The following is a 15983-nucleotide window of genomic DNA, read 5'->3' as shown; positions in this document are numbered from 1 at the left end:
CAACTATCGTTAAACTATCTTCAGTTAATAACTGAAGTTACGCGCTTTAGAAAAACTATGACTTTATAAACACCCCGTCAGCCTACGGCTGCCACCCCTCTTGCAAAGAGGGGAATTAGGCAACAGTAATTTTATATTCCCCTCTTTGCAAGAGGGGTGCCAAGCTTGCGAGGCGGGGTGTTGATATAGAAATAGTGCGTAACGCCAATTAATAAGGGCATATACATAATTGTTATTGAAAATGACAGAAGATAATAAAAAGAATAAAAAGAACAATCTAGATAATAGTCATCACGATATCGTGATCGTCGGTGGTGGTGCTGTTGGCATGTTGATGGCATTGAGCTTAGCAAAGCAAGATAAGCAAATCACACTCATTGAAAAACTCGCCAATACTGAGTTAAGTAAAAGTGACAACAGATCGATCGCCTTGTCGTATAGCTCGGTTTGTGTGCTAAATACTTTAGGTATTTGGCAGAAGATCAAAGACCATGTTGAATATATCAAGCAGGTGAATGTGTCAGACAAAGGGCAATATGCGCAGACCAATCTGTATGCTAAAGATGAGGGCTTAGCATTTTTGGGTATTGTCGTTAAGATGAAGTACTTATTACCAGCGCTCTATCAAGCGCTCATGAATGAAAATCATATAGCACTCTATCAAGACTGTCAGGTGCTTGATCTGTTGGAGCAGGACGAGTGTTTTAGTTTAGTAATTGAAAAAGATGACAATGCTTACGAAATAACGGCAGATTTAATTATTGCCGCGGATGGTGCAGAGTCTAAACTACGTGAAAAAGCGGGTATTTCAGCTTACAAACATGACTATCAGCAAAGTGCGCTAGTATTTGATCTTGACCTGCAAAGAGCTCATAACAATGTTGCTTATGAACGTTTTATTAATAATGGCGTATTAGCACTCTTACCGATTGATGATCGGCAAATGGCGTGCGTGTGGAGTGTTGATCACGATAAAGTTGACTATTGGAAGGCTCAATCAAAACAAGCTGTTTTAAAAGAAATCCAGCGCCTTGTTGGCTATCGTTTGGGGCGTTTTATTGATGTGAGCGAGCTTAAAAGTTTCCCTTTGTCTCTTATTCGCGCGCAAACGCTCTATCGCAAAAATGTATTATTATTTGGCAATGCCTCGCATTTCTTGCATCCGATTTCAGGGCAAGGCTTAAATCTCAGCATTCGTGATATTGGTATAGTCTATGATTTACTTGCAGGTGATGACACCGCGTTTACAATACAAAATATTGCCGATATGTTAGCACAATATCAAGAGATCAGAGTGTTTGATCATAAGCGCACAGCGCTATTGACACATTCTATGATTAATGTTTTTAGTCAGGATGCTCTACCCATTAAACTTGCGAGGGGTTTTGCCCTTTATTGCTTGGAGCGTGATCAACATTTGAAGAAATCTTTTAGCAAATTAATGATGGGTAAATATAATCACGGTTCAAGCTTAATGCGCTCAAAGCATGGAAAAAGTATCTTATGAAATATGATGTAATAATTGTCGGTGGTGGCATGGCTGGTTTGTCTTTAAGTTTAGGCTTAGTGCAAAACGGCTTTAAAGTTGCTGTGGTTGAAGTAGCACATATTGTAAAGTCGTTTGATAATACGACAGCACCAAAACGCGTCAGTGCGATTAATGCCGCCTCCCAAGGCTTATTAAATGAGCTTGGTGTTTGGCGTGACATTGTCAATCTGCGAATAAACCCCTATGTTGCCATGGAGGTTTGGGATCAAAACTCAAGTGCACAATTAAGCCTTAAAGCCGAAGAGTGTTCGCTACAGAGTTTAGGGGCGATTGTTGAGAATGATTTAATCGTTGCGCAATTATATCAAGCACTCAAAAAGCAAGATGTTGCTATTTTTGAGCACTCAAAAATTGCAACTCTGACGTCGCATACGTCACATATTGCGATAACACTTGATGATGGCAAAGAGCTTGAGGCAACACTGATTGTTGGTGCTGATGGTGCGAATTCCTTTATTCGCCAGCAATATGACTTTGATTGTAGCGTTAAGCCTTATCAGCAACATGCAATCGTTGCTAATGTTAAAACGATAAAGCCGCATCAAGATATTGCTTATCAGCGCTTTTTGAAGAAGGGCGTGCTAGCACTTTTGCCGCTTTGCGATCCTTATTTATGCTCTATTGTTTTTTCAGTCGCCAGTGATGAGCTTACAAAATTTAATGCAATGGATGATAAGAGCTTTAATGAATATCTCAGCATGACTGCAGAAGGTAAATTAGGTGAGCTGAAATTACAGAGTAAGCGCATGAGCTTTGAATTGATTGAACGCCATGTTGATGGTTACTATAAACACGGTGTGGTGCTGATTGCCGATGCCGCACATACGATTCATCCGTTAGCAGGGCAGGGCATTAACTTAGGCTTTGCTGATGTACGCGCGTTGATTGAGGTATTAACTGAAGCAAAGCATCTGCGACGCAATATTGCCGATATCAGTACATTGGCAAAATATGCGCGTAAACGCCAATTTGATAATCAGTTGATGATTCATGCAATGCAAGGGCTAAAACAGCTTTTTTGTAATGATCACCCGCTTATAAAGCCTTTAAGAGCCTTGGGTGTTAATGCGGTAAATAACAGTAAGATATTAAAACGATTTTTTATCGAGCAAGCCGCAGGTGGCTGATTATGCCATATACATGCCGCCATTGACATGTATTGTTTGTCCGGTGATATAGCGCGCACCTTCAGATGCTAAGAAAGTAACCGCATGGGCGATATCCTCGGGTTGTCCCAAGGTTTGTGCTGGCACTTGTGTGATAATGGCTTGTTTTTGCTCATCTGTTAATTTATCGGTCATATCTGTTTGGATAAAGCCAGGTGCGACCACATTAACGGTGATATTGCGTGAGGCAATTTCTTGTGCCAATGACTTAGAAAAACCAATAACACCGGCTTTACTTGCGCAGTAGTTTGCTTGTCCTGGGTTACCTGATGTACCAACCACTGAACCAATTGTAATGATGCGACCCCAGCGTTTTTTCATCATATGACGAATAGCTGCTTTAGAAATATTAAAAACAGAATCCAAGTTGGTGTGAATAACACTTAGCCAGTCTTCTTCGCTTAAGCGCATCATTAGATTATCTTTAGTGATCCCAGCATTGTTAACGATAATATCTGGATAGCCTGTGTTATCTTTCATCCAAGCGAAAGCTGCTTCGATACTTGGCGCTTCAGTCACATCAAGCTTGATGCCATGACCTTTGCCATAGCCTTGTAATGTTTGAGTGATTTTCTCAGCCCCTGCTTCAGAGGTGGCCGTACCAATGACGGTTGCACCTTTTTCAACGAAATCTTTAGCAATAGCGGCACCAATGCCACGGCTTGCACCCGTTACAAAAACTACTTTATTCTCAAAATTCATTTTCTATCCTTTATATCTATATATTACTCATTAAAATTACGCAATTTATTATTTTAACACCCCGCCTCGCAAGCTTGGCACCCCTCTTGAAAAGAGGGGAATATTACAAAAGACACCTATCAATTCCCCTCTTTTCAAGAGGGGTGTCAGCCGAAGGCTGACGAGGTGTTTTAAAATTAGGGCTTTTTTCTAATGGTGTATAACTCCAACTTCTTTCTATGCTTTAACTTGTTCAAGCAGTTTATCCATCGCCTCAACGCTTGCAGTATCTTGATAATTAAGTTCTTTAACAATGCGCTTATTTAGACCTGTTAATACCTTATTCGCACCACACTCGATAACGTTAGTAATGCCAAGCTCAGCCATTTTTTCAATGGTTTGTGTCCATTTGACAGGCGAGTAAAGCTGTTGAATCAAAGCGGTTTTAATATCACTGATTTCAGTATGTGATTGGACGTCATAGTTGTGAATCACTTGAATGGCGGGCACTTTGATCGTGATTTTATCTAAAGCCGTGGCAAATTTCTCAGCCGCCTCTTTCATTAGTGAGCAATGCGATGGCACGCTAACAGGGAGTAGTTGCGCGCGTTTTGCCCCCATTTCTTTGGCAATTTCATTGGCTTTCTCAACGGCTTTTAACTCGCCTGAGATCACAACTTGCCCATGTGAGTTAAAATTAGCAGGTTCAACAATACCAGCTGATCTTGCTGCATCACAGCACTTGATCACATCTTCATTGCTTAATGCCAAAATAGCACTCATGGCACATGCTTTGTCAGTAATCGCTGATTGCATCAGTTGCCCGCGTAAACGCACCAAGCGTAGCGCATCAGCAAAATCAATGCTACCTGCGGCGCAAAGTGCTGAATACTCACCAAGACTGTGTCCTGCAAGTATTTCAGGGGTGATATTGCTGTGATTGTTAAGCACGCGCCAAATGGCAATGCTTGCAGCTAATAACGCGGGTTGTGTATATTCTGTTTGGTTAAGCTTGTCTTCATTTTCTTGAATGATCTGCCAAAGATCAAAACCTAAAGCATCATTGGCTTCAGTGAAGGTTTGTTTAACCTCATTAAAACGTGTGTAATAATCACTGAGCATCCCAAGCTTTTGTGAGCCTTGTCCTGGAAAAACGATGGCTGTTTTCGTCATATCAATATTCCTGATTTCCTAATACTGTAATCATCGCATAATATTGCTTACAAACAGCAGCAAATAATTAGCGATAGATATGGGGTTATTAAAGCTGGCACTATCCTAGTGAATTTTGTGCCAATCTTCAAAAGGTTTGTTATTGATTAAGGTAAATTATTGCAGAGATTGAGAAGTTTTTTGAAGAGTTTGAGTACCTATGCAAATATTATCAAGTGTTTTTTTAGATTCTCAGATCAAGTTCGAGAATGATCGCTAGTTGTCATATTCTGGCTTGACCAGAATATCCATTATTACCAAGGAACTATTGTTTAGGTATTTATGCTTTAAGCTTAGTAACAAGCACATCCTGTTTAGCGTGGTGAAGTACCGCATTGGCAGTTGATCCTAGGAAGAAGCGACCAAAGGCGCCACGTTGATGGCTACCAATGACGATAAGACCATAGCCGTGTGAGTTAGCCGTTTCAGTAATCTCATCTGCAGCACTGCCTGCTTGGAGATAACGGTGACCTTTAAATTGATATTTGTTTGACCAATCATTAAGTTTTTGCTGCATATCTTCGGTAAGTTGCGATTGTACTTCAGGTACGATGCCATAAATACCGGTAACAACCGTTGGATCGCCTTGAACACAAATCGTTGAAACCGATGAGTCAAAAGTATGTGCGATCTCTTTTGCAAGACTAGCAACTTGGGCGCTGTCATCTTCAAGATCGGTAGCCAGTAGAATCTTGCCATAATTCATGACTTGATTGGGGTTGTTCTCACGAATACGTACGGTTAGGACATCACATTTGGCTTTATGCAAGACACTATTGGCTGTAGAACCTAATAGCAGGTTTAAGCCATGACGCGCATGTGAGCCGATGATAATAAGATCACAATCATGGGCTTCAGCATAATGTGTGATTTCATAGTTTGGATTGCCTTGAGCAATATGAAACTCGGCATTAATGCCATCAAATTGTGGCTTGATCTCTTTTAATTTTTGCTTGGCATTCTCTTGTAAGCTTTTTTGAAAATCCATTGCCGCAGGCACAAATTCAGCGGCATTATCAATAACCGTCATGACATCAAGTTTAAGTTTTAGCTTGTGAGCAATCGCTTTAGCTGATGCGATAACGTGTTCTGTGTCTTCATAAATATTGACGGCAACAAGTGCTTTTTTGTATGTCATGGTGAGCTCCCTTATAAATGTTAACCATGGGTAAATGTTCCTTGAACCTAGTTTATACCCATCACAAGCCATTTTACAGAATTTTTTGCTTTGTATTTTGCGTGCTTTTGGCGAACCGCTAGAAGGTTTACGGTTATTCGTTTTGTTAATGGAGGTATAAGTTTATATGATTTTTGTTTAGAAATGGTACACGCTAGAATGCCTGTAGTGAAAATGATCAATGAGAGTAAATAATGAAAACAGTAATGGCTTTAGTGATTGCGATGGTGAGTATTGCTGGTGTTTTGGCTTTGGCATCACTTAAGACTGAGGCGCTGTTGCAACAAAAGTATATTGAGCGCGTTGTTTTCCAGAGTGATTTTGTGTGATGAAGAAGATAACTATTCAGGAGTAGAGAAAGCATCCGGCTTTTCAGAACCTTCGCCAAATAAGAATTTTTCCATTTCAGTCATTAAGAATTTTTTAGCTTCAGGCTCTAATAGATTAAGGCGATATTCATTGATTAAAATCGTCTGATGATCAAGCCATTTGCTCCAAGCTTCTTGCGAGATCGATTTGAAAATGCGCTGTCCAAGCTCTCCTGGGATTGGCGCGTACTGCATGGCAGTGCCTTGTTGTTTCAGTTTTTCACAAAAAATATCAGTCATGATTTATCTCTTTTCTTGTTTAGTTTATATTTAGTTCCAGTTGCGCACTTAATATTAAAGTTATGCACTTTATCTTATTTCAACACCCCGCCTAGCAAGCTTGGCACCCCTCTTGAAAAGAGGGGAATATAAAAAAATCAACCTTCGCCCAATTCCCCTCTTTTCAAGAGGGGTGGCAGCCGTAGGCTGACGGGATGTTTTAAAATATTATAATTTTTCTACAGCTTGTAATTCTAGTTAATAAGAAACGCAGTTATTGCCGCGAAATGTGGTGTTAACAATTTTTCTTGTTTTGTTGTCAAAAACAATCCACGTTGTACAGGATAATGAATAAGTCTGACCACCCACAATCGTGCCAGGTGTCGAGATTACCGTCGTGTTATTGCCATTTTGCACGGTGGTAATGTTTGTTGGCATTTGCGTGATTGGGGTGCTGACGATTTGGCGATCACTATAGACATAAGCGGTTTGGTTATTATCAAGCTTCAATGTTTTATTCGGATATCCCCACATCTGCACAAAATTATCAATTATTTGACCGTGCCATTGATCTAAAATCGCACGGTACTTTGCAGTGGTCGCACATGCGCTCATCACAAGGCTTAATACGATAAAAAGCAATGTTTTAAGTAAAGGAGATGTTTTGCTTAGTTTCATCAAAGATCCTTATTAGTCATTGATATTATTTTGTTTCTTGAGAAAGCCTAACTTCTTCATATAAATAGTCAATAAGGAAATAGCTGCAGGTGTAACCCCTTGGATGCGGGAGGCCTCGCCCAAGCTTGAGGGGCGTTGTGTCATAAGCTTTTGACGGACCTCATTAGAAAGCCCTGAAACCTTGCTGTAGTCAAAATCTTGAGGGATTTGCGCATTTTCAAGGGTCTGATTGGCAAGAATTTCTTCATTCTGACGCTCGATATACCCTGCATATTTGGCAGAGATTTCAATTTGCTCAATCGCTTGGGTGTGATCGATAAATTCACCAAGCTCGGCGATATCAGCAAGGCTTTGATAATCAACCTCAGGGCGTTTTAATAAGTCAAATAGATTACTTTCTTTACTCATGGCTTTACCAAGCAATGATTCTAACTTATCGGCTTTAACGCTTTTGGGTGCAACCCACGTAGATTTTAAACGTGAGGTTTCATTTGATATCAATGCTGCCTTAGCAAGATATGCCTCTTTGTCTTTATTGTTTAATAATCCTAGCTCAATAGCCTTTGGGCATAGACGTGCATCGGCATTATCTTCTCTTAAAATCAATCGATATTCGGCGCGTGAAGTAAACATGCGATAAGGCTCTTGTGTGCCTTTGGTGATTAAATCATCGATGAGTACACCGATATACGCTTCATTACGCTTAGGTGACCAAGTCGGTTTATCTTGTGCTTTTAATGCTGCATTTAATCCGGCAATAAGACCCTGAGCACCGGCTTCTTCGTAGCCTGTTGTACCATTGATTTGTCCAGCAAAGAATAGATTCTCAATATGCTTGGTTTCCAAGCTTGGATATAAACCACGCGGATCAAAGAAATCATATTCAATCGCATAACCAGGACGGGTGATATAGGCATTTTCAAAACCTTCGATACTGCGAATAAACTGCAGTTGCACATCAAATGGCAAAGAAGTCGACATACCATTAGGGTAAAGTTCAATACTATCTAAGCCTTCAGGTTCAACAAAAATTTGATGGCGATCTTTATCGGCAAAGCGCACGATTTTATCCTCAATGGATGGGCAATAACGTGGTCCAATGCCATCGATCATGCCACCATACATCGCTGAGCGATCAAGGTTTTTAAGAATAATCTCATGGGTTTTAAGATTGGTGTAGGTGATGTGGCATGGCACTTGCAATGGATGCTCATGTGCTTCAGTGAAAAATGAAAAACAAGGTGTCGGATCATCACCGGGTTGGACACCCATCGCGGCGAAGTTAACCGTACGCTTGTCAATGCGTGGGGGTGTACCTGTTTTTAAACGCGCGACATCAAAAGGAAGTGCACGCAGTTTCTGTGCTAAGGCATTAGCTGGCTGATCACCGGCACGCCCACCTTGGTAATTATTAAAGCCGATATGAATTTTGCCGGCAAGAAACGTGCCAACTGTTAAAACAACTGTTTTGGCACGAAAGCTTAGTCCCATTTGCGTGACAACACCAGTGACGCGATCATTTTCGATCAACAGGTCATCAACCCCTTGTTGGAAAATCGATAAGTTTTCTTGATTCTCTAGTGCGTGGCGTACAGCGATTTTGTAAAGTGTGCGATCAGCTTGTGCGCGTGTCGCGCGTACCGCAGGTCCTTTTCTGGCATTAAGTGTGCGAAATTGAATACCTGCCTTATCAATCGCTTTTGCCATAATGCCGCCTAGGGCATCAATTTCTTTAACCAAGTGACCTTTGCCAATGCCGCCTATAGCAGGATTACAAGACATCTGTCCCAAAGTGTCGATATTGTGCGTTAAGAGTAGGGTGTTGGCACCCATACGTGCAGCTGCCGCTGCGGCTTCTGTTCCAGCATGACCACCGCCAACAACGATAACATCAAACTCTTGAGGATAAAACATCATAATAATAGATCTACTTGTTAATTTATGGTTATTATAACCAGTTTAGTTCATTTAAAACCGATTAATTAGGCTGCAAAATTTCATTAATTTTACTAACTTTACTGATGCGCATCATATAAAAAAAACAAGGGTATGTCTATGAACTTTGAGTTGTGTCCTTAAGCCTTTGTGTGTGATGATTTTCCCACTTTTAAGTTATTTGAGACTTACGCATTGAAAGGGGCGTAGGTAAATAGCTGTGCAAATATTATCAGGTATTTTTTGGATTCTCGGGTCAAGCCCTAGAATGACTGGGAGTCGTCATATTCGGGCTTGATCCGAATATCCATGATTACCAATAAACCATTGCTTAGGTACTTATTTAGCAACCTTATGATATTGCGCTGTTTCTAGCAGTGCACTTATTTGTTACACTAAGCGGCAGTAATGATTTGACTAAGAGTTAAGATCTGTATGAAAAATATGACAAGTAATTGCAGCACTGATTTATGTGCTCAAGAGTTGATGTTATGCGTTTAAGCAAAGAAAATATATCAATCATAAAATCATGCGTTCATCAGGTGTTTGGTGACGATATGCGAGTGTTTTTATTTGGTAGTCGCACAGATTGCTCGAAGCGTGGAGGGGATATAGATCTATATCTTTTACCCAAAAAAGATGAGGTAATCGTCAATGGGTTTAACAAAAAAATTGAGTTACTGGTGGCATTAGAAAAAGCCATTGGTGAGCAAAAAATTGATGTTGTGCTTGCAAAAACTGGTGCTGATAAAAGATTAATAGATAATGTAGCGTTAAAAGAGGGGATAGAGTTATGACACCTTTAGAGGATAAGCTGGTCAAAATTTTATATGAATGTAATCAGCATAAAAAAAGGATAGATTATGCGTATAACAATATGAAACATAGGCTTCCCTTTGATGCAGAAAATTATGAACAATTTCAAGATGAGGAAATTGAGCATATTGATCAATTCTTATTTCGTTTTTCTAAATTACAGGATGTGATGGGGGAAAAACTATTCCCAACGATACTTAGTCTTCTGGCAGAGGATGTTAAGCGCAAATCATTTATTGACATCTTAAACCGCTTAGAGGCGTTAGAGCTATTAGAGACGGATAATTGGTTGCGATTAAGGAAAATCAGAGATAGTGTTGCGCATGAATATGGATTTAATGTGGTTGATATGGTGGAAAGTTTGAATGCTATTTATCAATCATGTGCCAATTTGCTCGATATCTATGATGTGATCTACGCATTTTGTTTGCGGCGTTTTGGTGGATTTATTACAGATTATTCATAGGTCATAATGATCTGAGCGACATTTTCAAGATAGTATGAAATCCGAAAATCAAAAGTGTCTTAAATTAATGGGATAGATCACTGTATCACCATGCTTTCTTATCGGACACCGGTAAAAAAACTTGAATATAAAAGCCTATATGATTAGGATGTCTAGCAGATTGTGGGCTTATTAAAATAATCTCTTTTTAAAGTGTGCTCATATAACCTAATCATCATAAGTTAAGAAAGTAATATGACAGAACAAAAACATAAGCTGGTGGCAACACATTTGGGCAAAGCATATCGCTCGCGTTGGGTTGTGGTCGATGTGTCTATGGAGGTCAATACTGGTGAAATTGTCGGGCTTTTGGGACCAAATGGCGCGGGTAAAACAACATCCTTTTATATGATTGTCGGATTGGTGCGCCCAAATCGTGGTACGGTTTTTTTGGATGGTCAGGATATTACGAAGTTACCGATCCATTGGCGTGCACGTCAGGGTATTGGCTATTTGCCACAAGAGGCTTCGGTTTTTAGGAAGTTAAGCGTTGAGAAAAATATCATGGCGATTCTGGAAACCAGAAAAGAGCTTTCCAAAGAGCAGCGCCAAGATGAACTTGAATCATTGTTAGATGAGTTTAGTATCCAACATATTCGCAATAGTCTAGGGATGAGTTTATCCGGTGGTGAGCGTCGTCGTGTTGAGATTGCACGTGCTTTGGCGATGTCGCCACGCTTTATCTTGCTAGATGAACCCTTTGCTGGTGTTGATCCAATTTCAGTGATTGATATTAAGAAGATTATTACCCACCTGAAAAACCGTGGTATTGGTGTGTTGATTACCGATCACAATGTGCGTGAAACCTTGGATATTTGTGAGCGTGCTTATATTGTTAATGCCGGTAAGATGATTGCCTCAGGCAAACCACGTGAGATTTTAAGTAATGAACAGGTGCGTAAAGTCTATCTTGGCGAGCAATTTAGAATGTAAATGGAAACAAATTAATGCACTATTCCGTATTACTTAATGAATCGATTGCCGCACTTGCGATTAAGGCGGATGGTATCTATGTTGATGGCACATTCGGTCGCGGTGGACATTCACGTCAAATTTTAGCAGGCTTAACAACTGGTAAATTAATTGCATTTGATCGCGATCTTGAGGCAATAGAGTATGCCAAAGTGCATTTTAAAGCTGAGATTGAGAGTGGTAAACTGATTCTTGTGCATGCCCCATTTTCAACCATGGCTCATGCGTTAACTGAGCTTGGATTTGCAGGCAAAGTCGATGGTGTGCTGTTGGACTTAGGCGTGTCATCACCGCAATTAGATGTGGCAGAACGTGGCTTTAGCTTTATGAAAGATGGTCCGCTAGATATGCGCATGGATCAAACCAAAGGACTTTCGGCAGAGGATATTCTGATAAATTATGATGCTGAAGAATTAGCCCATATTTTTCGTGAATATGGTGAGGAAAAGCATGCTTGGCGCATCGCTCAAGCGATAAAAGCGGCACTTGCGAAAGGAGATATTCTTGATCGCACTTTAAAGCTCGCCTCATTGATTGAGAAAACAATTGGTAAAAAGGAAAAAAAACATCCTGCGACACGTTGTTTTCAGGCACTTAGAATCTGTGTTAATGCGGAGCTTGATGAAGTAAGCACAACATTGAATGACGCTTTTGAAGTGCTTAAACCATCAGGGCATTTAGCCGTGATTAGCTTTCATTCATTAGAAGATAGAATTGTGAAGCAGTTTATGACCAAATTGGTCAAGGGTGAGGATAAAAAATTGCCGCGAGGTATGCCAATCTTGGAAGAGTTTGTGCCCAAAGCGAAGTGGTGCGTCAAGCAAGGTAAAGCTTCTAGCAAAGAGCTTGAAGAAAACGTGCGCTCACGTAGTGCGATATTGCGTGCTGTTGAGAGGTTGTGATATGACACGCTCTGAAGTGCGCAGCAAACTATTTACATCTTTTGTCAAAAGTACGTTTAATGCGCGAGTGCTCATTGCTTTTTTGCTGTGTGTGACGCTTATTATCTCGGCATTTATGGTGGTAATCGTGAAATATCATTATAAAGTGGCATTGGATAAAGAGCAGAAGCTTATGTACCAGCAAGAGGATTTACGTGATCAATGGACGCAGATTTTGATTGAGCATAGTACCTTGGCATCGCCCTCACATGTCGAGGAAGTTGCTAAGAAAAATGATATGCGCCTACCCAGTGTCAAAGAAACAAAAGTGATTCAAAGTAATGCGTAAGATCAAACTAAGTTGGCGCTACTATTTTATTTTGTTGGTGATCGTGTGTGTGTTGGGGTTGCTTGTTTATAAGCTCACCCATATGCAAACGGTAGAATATGCCAAGCTTAAAAAAGAAGGCGATAATCGCTCGGAGCGTACCTTAACAACAACTGCTTATCGCGGCATGATCAGCGATCGCAATGGTAAACCGCTGGCGATTAGTACACCTGTAGATTCGATTTGGGTCAATCCGTTTTATATTACAAGTGATGATCCGGGGTTGCGTAAAATTCTTAATCTGTTGGAATTGGATAAAGCGCAACAAGATGCAATCATTGCGCGCATTAAAGCGCGTGAAGGGCGCCATGGTTTTGTTTATCTTAAACGTCAGGTCTCACCATTTATCGCGCAGAAAATCAAAACATTGGATGTGAAAGGGGTTAAAATCGAGCGCGAATTCAAGCGTTTTTATCCTGATACTGAGGTGATGGCGCATGTCGTTGGATTTACTAATATCGATGATCAAGGGCAAGAAGGCATTGAGCTGGAATACAATAAATATCTCACGGGTAAAGACGGCACCCGTTCAATTCATAAAGATTTGAAAGGTGGTGTTGCACGTAAAAACGATGATGATACTGAAGTCAAACATGGGGCTGATATTAGTTTAAGTATTGATCGCAAGCTGCAGTATATCGCTTATAAGTATATAAAAGAGGGTGTTATCAATAATCATGCGGAAGCCGGATCTGCAATAGTGATGGATGTTAAAACTGGTGAAGTTTTAGCAATGGTTAACTACCCTTCATATAATCCTAATAATATGCAAGATGCGACACCTGAGAAACGTCGCAATCGCGTATTAACAGATGTCTATGAGCCTGGATCTGTGATTAAACCATTTGCCGCTATTGCTGGGATGGAATCAGGGCAATACGATGTTGATACGATCGTGGATACCTCGCCTGGATTTTACAAGCTTAATGGGCGCACGGTCAGGGATTTTCGTAATTATGGCGAGATGGATTTGCGTCACATCTTAATGAAATCATCAAACGTAGGTATTTCGCGTATTATCTTGTCAATTGATGCTAATGCCTTGGGTGATACCTTGCGCAAATTTGGTTTTGGACAAGTCACTAAAATTGGCTTTCCTGGTGAGCGCTCAGGCTATGTGCCTAGTCCGCGCAAGTGGGGTGAATTTCCATTGGCAACCTTATCATTTGGCTATGGTATGAATGCGACAGCTTTACAGATTGCGACAGCTTATAGCGCCATTGCTAATGGTGGTAAGTTAATTCCACCAACTTTGTTAAAACGTAATAAAAAAGAAGATGTTGAAGCTTTTCAGATTATTAATAGTGAGATTGCCGAAAAAGTGGTTGATATGTTAACTTCTGTGGTTGAAGGGCTGGGTGGGACGGCTTCTAAAGCGCGCGTGCCACGCTATCATGTGGCTGGCAAAACGGGCACGGTGCGTAAAGCAATAGCAGGAGGCTATGCATCCGATAGTTATATGGCAACATTTGTCGGTATTGCACCATCATCGAATCCACGCATTGTTACTGTGGTGGTGATTGATGACCCGAAAGGGGAAGCGTATGGTGGAGGCTCGGCAGCAGCGCCAATTTTTGCGCAAATTACCGAGCATATTTTAAGAGTGATGGGTGTGCCTGCAGATAAACTCAAAAAAGCGTGATTATTCAGTTTGCTGTAAAATTTATTCAAAATTGCTAGTTAATGTTTGGTTTTTGCTGCCTCGCTTGTTATATTTCGCCTGAATTATTTTTAGATGCTGTAAAAGCGGCTGCAAAACTAAAAACTGAAAAAAACTGAAAAAACTGAAAAAACTGAAAAGATTAAAAACGAGCAAAACTAAAAAATAATCGTGGAGGAAATAGCCAATGATCGTCGGAATCCCTAAAGAGATTAAAAATCATGAATACCGTGTTGGTCTAACACCAGGTAATGTTGCTGAATTTGTCCATCATGGGCATACAGTGCTTGTTGAACATCACGCAGGGGAAGCGATTGGTTTTACCAATGAAGATTATGTTGAAGCAGGTGCAAAAATTATTCAAACACCCGCAGAGATTTTTTCTAAAGCGGATATGATTATTAAAGTCAAAGAGCCACAACCAAATGAGTGCAAGATGTTGCGCCAAGGGCAGTTGCTATTTACTTATTTGCATTTGGCACCAGACCCATTACAAACTCAGCTACTTTTAGAGTCTAAGTGTACAGCGATTGCTTATGAGATGGTAACCGATAGAAATGGGCGTTTGCCATTGTTGACACCGATGAGTGAGGTGGCAGGTCGTCTATCAGTGCAAGCTGGTGCGCATTGCCTAGAGAAAGCGCAAGGCGGTAGTGGATTATTACTTGGTGGTGTGCCAGGTGTTCCTGCAGCAAATGTTGTTGTTATTGGCGGCGGGGTTGTTGGTTTAAATGCGATTCGTATGGCGATTGGTATGGAGGCGCATGTCACGGTACTTGATAAGTCTTTAGATCGTTTGCGTGAACTAGATGATTATTTTGGACCTAAGCTAAACTGTATTTATGCAACTAAAGATAATTTGCAAAAATATGTACAGGAAGCTGATTTAGTCATCGGTGCGGTGCTCGTGCCAGGGGCTGCGGCACCTAAGCTTGTGACTAAAGAGATGATTAAGTCGATGAAAAAAGGCTCAGTTGTTGTTGATGTCGCGATTGATCAGGGAGGATGCTTTGAAACCTCTAAGCCAACGACACATCAAGATCCAACATATGTCGTTGATGGTGTGGTGCATTATTGTGTCGCAAATATGCCAGGAGCGGTTGCGAGAACCTCAACCGTGGCATTAAATAATGCGACATTAACCTTCGCTTTAGAGCTAGCAAATAAAGGCTATCAAAAAGCAGTTACTGATAATATTCATCTTGAGAATGGACTAAGTGTACATAATGGTATGCTTACTTCACTACCAGTGGCTGAAGCGCTTAACATCTCATATGTTGCGCCAAAAGAAGCGCTAGCTAAGGGTGCTCACGCAGTTACGGCATAAGCCTGTTATCTCAATGGTATGAGCGGCAATCTGAAAGCCGCTTTTTTGTGTCAATTCTTCTAAAGTTTTATCAAGTAACTCATGATGGAGCTCAGTTTTCTGACCGCACGTAGTGCAAATCAAAAGCTGGCACATTTTTTTCTCAGGATGACAGCATAAACTGTAGCGATTACTGGTATGCAGTTTATGGATGAGTGCCGATTGTTGCAGGAAGTCCAAGACGCGATAAATCGACATAATGTTATAGTGCTTGCTCGCTTTTTCTTCTGTCGCCGTTTTTTCAATTGTCTGTGCTTTGTTTATGAGATCAAGTAGTTCATAGGCGCTAATCGGTGATGCCTGCTCAATAAAAAGAGTAAGCACTTCTTTGCGTAAGCGCGTAAGCTTAATATTATGCTTTAGGCAGAAACTTTCGATTGTCGCTAAAGAGTTTTTGCTTGAGCTCATGA

The 15983-nt window shown here is 40.7% G+C and carries 17 protein-coding genes; 10 read left to right on the top strand and 7 right to left on the bottom strand.

Going from position 1 to position 15983, the window contains the following annotated elements; all coding sequences use genetic code 11:
• Positions 1-241 precede the first annotated feature (241 nt).
• On the top strand, positions 242-1507 hold the full coding sequence (locus DNJ75_RS02550; protein WP_117001606.1) for an FAD-dependent monooxygenase: 1266 nt from the start codon (positions 242-244) through the stop codon (positions 1505-1507).
• Entirely contained in the window at positions 1504-2676 is a 1173-nt protein-coding gene (locus DNJ75_RS02545; protein WP_117001605.1) for a UbiH/UbiF/VisC/COQ6 family ubiquinone biosynthesis hydroxylase, read from the top strand. The genes DNJ75_RS02550 and DNJ75_RS02545 overlap by 4 nt, the downstream gene beginning before the upstream one ends.
• On the opposite strand, the gene fabG is transcribed toward DNJ75_RS02545, so the two are convergent.
• The 3 genes from fabG to DNJ75_RS02530 form a co-directional block, all read right to left on the bottom strand.
• Positions 2677-3417, bottom strand: coding sequence for a 3-oxoacyl-ACP reductase FabG (gene fabG / locus DNJ75_RS02540; protein ID WP_117001604.1), 741 nt, complete (start codon positions 3415-3417; stop codon positions 2677-2679). It abuts the gene before it with no gap.
• A gap of 216 nt (positions 3418-3633) precedes the next feature.
• The gene (gene fabD, locus DNJ75_RS02535) at positions 3634-4569 is read right to left on the bottom strand and encodes an ACP S-malonyltransferase (protein ID WP_117001603.1); all 936 of its coding nucleotides are present in this window, start codon (positions 4567-4569) and stop codon (positions 3634-3636) included.
• Positions 4570-4888: 319 nt separating this feature from the next.
• A complete protein-coding gene (locus DNJ75_RS02530; RefSeq protein ID WP_170137170.1) occupies positions 4889-5746 on the bottom strand; it encodes a universal stress protein in 858 nt (285 codons plus the stop codon).
• 233 nt (positions 5747-5979) lie between these two features.
• Between DNJ75_RS02530 and DNJ75_RS15705 the strand changes: the two genes are divergently transcribed.
• Positions 5980-6114, top strand: coding sequence for a hypothetical protein (locus DNJ75_RS15705; RefSeq protein WP_263479618.1), 135 nt, complete (start codon positions 5980-5982; stop codon positions 6112-6114).
• A gap of 12 nt (positions 6115-6126) precedes the next feature.
• Here the strand turns inward: DNJ75_RS15705 and DNJ75_RS02525 are convergent, their stop codons facing one another.
• From DNJ75_RS02525 to mnmG, 3 genes are all read right to left on the bottom strand, one after another.
• The gene (locus DNJ75_RS02525; protein ID WP_117001601.1) at positions 6127-6393 is read right to left on the bottom strand and encodes an oxidative damage protection protein; all 267 of its coding nucleotides are present in this window, start codon (positions 6391-6393) and stop codon (positions 6127-6129) included.
• A gap of 237 nt (positions 6394-6630) precedes the next feature.
• Complete coding sequence (locus tag DNJ75_RS02520; protein ID WP_117001600.1) at positions 6631-7050, bottom strand: hypothetical protein; 420 nt, start codon at positions 7048-7050, stop codon at positions 6631-6633.
• A gap of 12 nt (positions 7051-7062) precedes the next feature.
• Complete coding sequence (gene mnmG / locus DNJ75_RS02515; RefSeq protein ID WP_117001647.1) at positions 7063-8964, bottom strand: tRNA uridine-5-carboxymethylaminomethyl(34) synthesis enzyme MnmG; 1902 nt, start codon at positions 8962-8964, stop codon at positions 7063-7065.
• A gap of 491 nt (positions 8965-9455) precedes the next feature.
• On the opposite strand from mnmG, the gene DNJ75_RS02510 reads away from it, so the two are divergent.
• From DNJ75_RS02510 to ald, 7 genes are all read left to right on the top strand, one after another.
• Complete coding sequence (locus tag DNJ75_RS02510; RefSeq protein ID WP_206609082.1) at positions 9456-9782, top strand: nucleotidyltransferase family protein; 327 nt, start codon at positions 9456-9458, stop codon at positions 9780-9782.
• Positions 9779-10267: a hypothetical protein gene (locus tag DNJ75_RS02505; RefSeq protein WP_117001599.1), complete on the top strand. Its 489-nt coding sequence runs from the start codon at positions 9779-9781 to the stop codon at positions 10265-10267. Before DNJ75_RS02510 ends, DNJ75_RS02505 begins: the two co-directional genes overlap by 4 nt.
• 234 nt (positions 10268-10501) lie before the next feature.
• Positions 10502-11239, top strand: a complete 738-nt coding sequence (lptB, locus tag DNJ75_RS02500) for an LPS export ABC transporter ATP-binding protein (protein ID WP_117001598.1) — start codon at positions 10502-10504, stop codon at positions 11237-11239.
• 14 nt (positions 11240-11253) lie between these two features.
• The gene (rsmH, locus tag DNJ75_RS02495; RefSeq protein WP_117001597.1) at positions 11254-12180 is read left to right on the top strand and encodes a 16S rRNA (cytosine(1402)-N(4))-methyltransferase RsmH; all 927 of its coding nucleotides are present in this window, start codon (positions 11254-11256) and stop codon (positions 12178-12180) included.
• Between the two features lies 1 nt (position 12181).
• Entirely contained in the window at positions 12182-12508 is a 327-nt protein-coding gene (gene ftsL, locus DNJ75_RS02490; protein WP_117001596.1) for a cell division protein FtsL, read from the top strand.
• Positions 12501-14189 (top strand): peptidoglycan D,D-transpeptidase FtsI family protein, encoded by a 1689-nt coding sequence (locus tag DNJ75_RS02485; RefSeq protein WP_224742325.1) that lies wholly within the window; start codon positions 12501-12503, stop codon positions 14187-14189. The genes ftsL and DNJ75_RS02485 overlap by 8 nt, the downstream gene beginning before the upstream one ends.
• A 205-nt stretch (positions 14190-14394) precedes the next feature.
• Positions 14395-15534 carry an alanine dehydrogenase gene (ald, locus tag DNJ75_RS02480; protein ID WP_117001595.1) on the top strand — a complete coding sequence of 380 codons (1140 nt, stop codon included), beginning with the start codon at positions 14395-14397 and terminating at the stop codon, positions 15532-15534.
• On the opposite strand, the gene DNJ75_RS02475 is transcribed toward ald, so the two are convergent.
• Positions 15502-15981, bottom strand: coding sequence for a Fur family transcriptional regulator (locus DNJ75_RS02475; RefSeq protein WP_117001594.1), 480 nt, complete (start codon positions 15979-15981; stop codon positions 15502-15504). The genes ald and DNJ75_RS02475 overlap by 33 nt on opposite strands.
• Positions 15982-15983 lie beyond the last annotated feature (2 nt).

Origin of the sequence: Cysteiniphilum litorale (assembly GCF_003428165.1) — a bacterium.
Classification (GTDB): domain Bacteria; phylum Pseudomonadota; class Gammaproteobacteria; order Francisellales; family Francisellaceae; genus Caedibacter; species Caedibacter litoralis.
Note: the sequence above shows the minus strand (reverse complement) of the source record. Positions and strands in the feature narration are given on the sequence as shown.

Excerpts from the sequence above, each read along its gene's own strand:
- DNJ75_RS02550 (WP_117001606.1), top strand. The coding sequence starts at position 242 with ATGACAGAAGATAATAAAAAGAATAAAAAGAACAATCTAGATAATAGT.
- DNJ75_RS02545 (WP_117001605.1), top strand. The coding sequence starts at position 1,504 with ATGAAATATGATGTAATAATTGTCGGTGGTGGCATGGCTGGTTTGTCT.
- fabG (WP_117001604.1), bottom strand. The coding sequence starts at position 3,417 with ATGAATTTTGAGAATAAAGTAGTTTTTGTAACGGGTGCAAGCCGTGGC.
- fabD (WP_117001603.1), bottom strand. The coding sequence starts at position 4,569 with ATGACGAAAACAGCCATCGTTTTTCCAGGACAAGGCTCACAAAAGCTT.
- DNJ75_RS02530 (WP_170137170.1), bottom strand. The coding sequence starts at position 5,746 with ATGACATACAAAAAAGCACTTGTTGCCGTCAATATTTATGAAGACACA.
- DNJ75_RS15705 (WP_263479618.1), top strand. The coding sequence starts at position 5,980 with ATGAAAACAGTAATGGCTTTAGTGATTGCGATGGTGAGTATTGCTGGT.
- DNJ75_RS02525 (WP_117001601.1), bottom strand. The coding sequence starts at position 6,393 with ATGACTGATATTTTTTGTGAAAAACTGAAACAACAAGGCACTGCCATG.
- DNJ75_RS02520 (WP_117001600.1), bottom strand. The coding sequence starts at position 7,050 with ATGAAACTAAGCAAAACATCTCCTTTACTTAAAACATTGCTTTTTATC.
- mnmG (WP_117001647.1), bottom strand. The coding sequence starts at position 8,964 with ATGTTTTATCCTCAAGAGTTTGATGTTATCGTTGTTGGCGGTGGTCAT.
- DNJ75_RS02510 (WP_206609082.1), top strand. The coding sequence starts at position 9,456 with ATGTGCTCAAGAGTTGATGTTATGCGTTTAAGCAAAGAAAATATATCA.
- DNJ75_RS02505 (WP_117001599.1), top strand. The coding sequence starts at position 9,779 with ATGACACCTTTAGAGGATAAGCTGGTCAAAATTTTATATGAATGTAAT.
- lptB (WP_117001598.1), top strand. The coding sequence starts at position 10,502 with ATGACAGAACAAAAACATAAGCTGGTGGCAACACATTTGGGCAAAGCA.
- rsmH (WP_117001597.1), top strand. The coding sequence starts at position 11,254 with ATGCACTATTCCGTATTACTTAATGAATCGATTGCCGCACTTGCGATT.
- ftsL (WP_117001596.1), top strand. The coding sequence starts at position 12,182 with ATGACACGCTCTGAAGTGCGCAGCAAACTATTTACATCTTTTGTCAAA.
- DNJ75_RS02485 (WP_224742325.1), top strand. The coding sequence starts at position 12,501 with ATGCGTAAGATCAAACTAAGTTGGCGCTACTATTTTATTTTGTTGGTG.
- ald (WP_117001595.1), top strand. The coding sequence starts at position 14,395 with ATGATCGTCGGAATCCCTAAAGAGATTAAAAATCATGAATACCGTGTT.
- DNJ75_RS02475 (WP_117001594.1), bottom strand. The coding sequence starts at position 15,981 with ATGAGCTCAAGCAAAAACTCTTTAGCGACAATCGAAAGTTTCTGCCTA.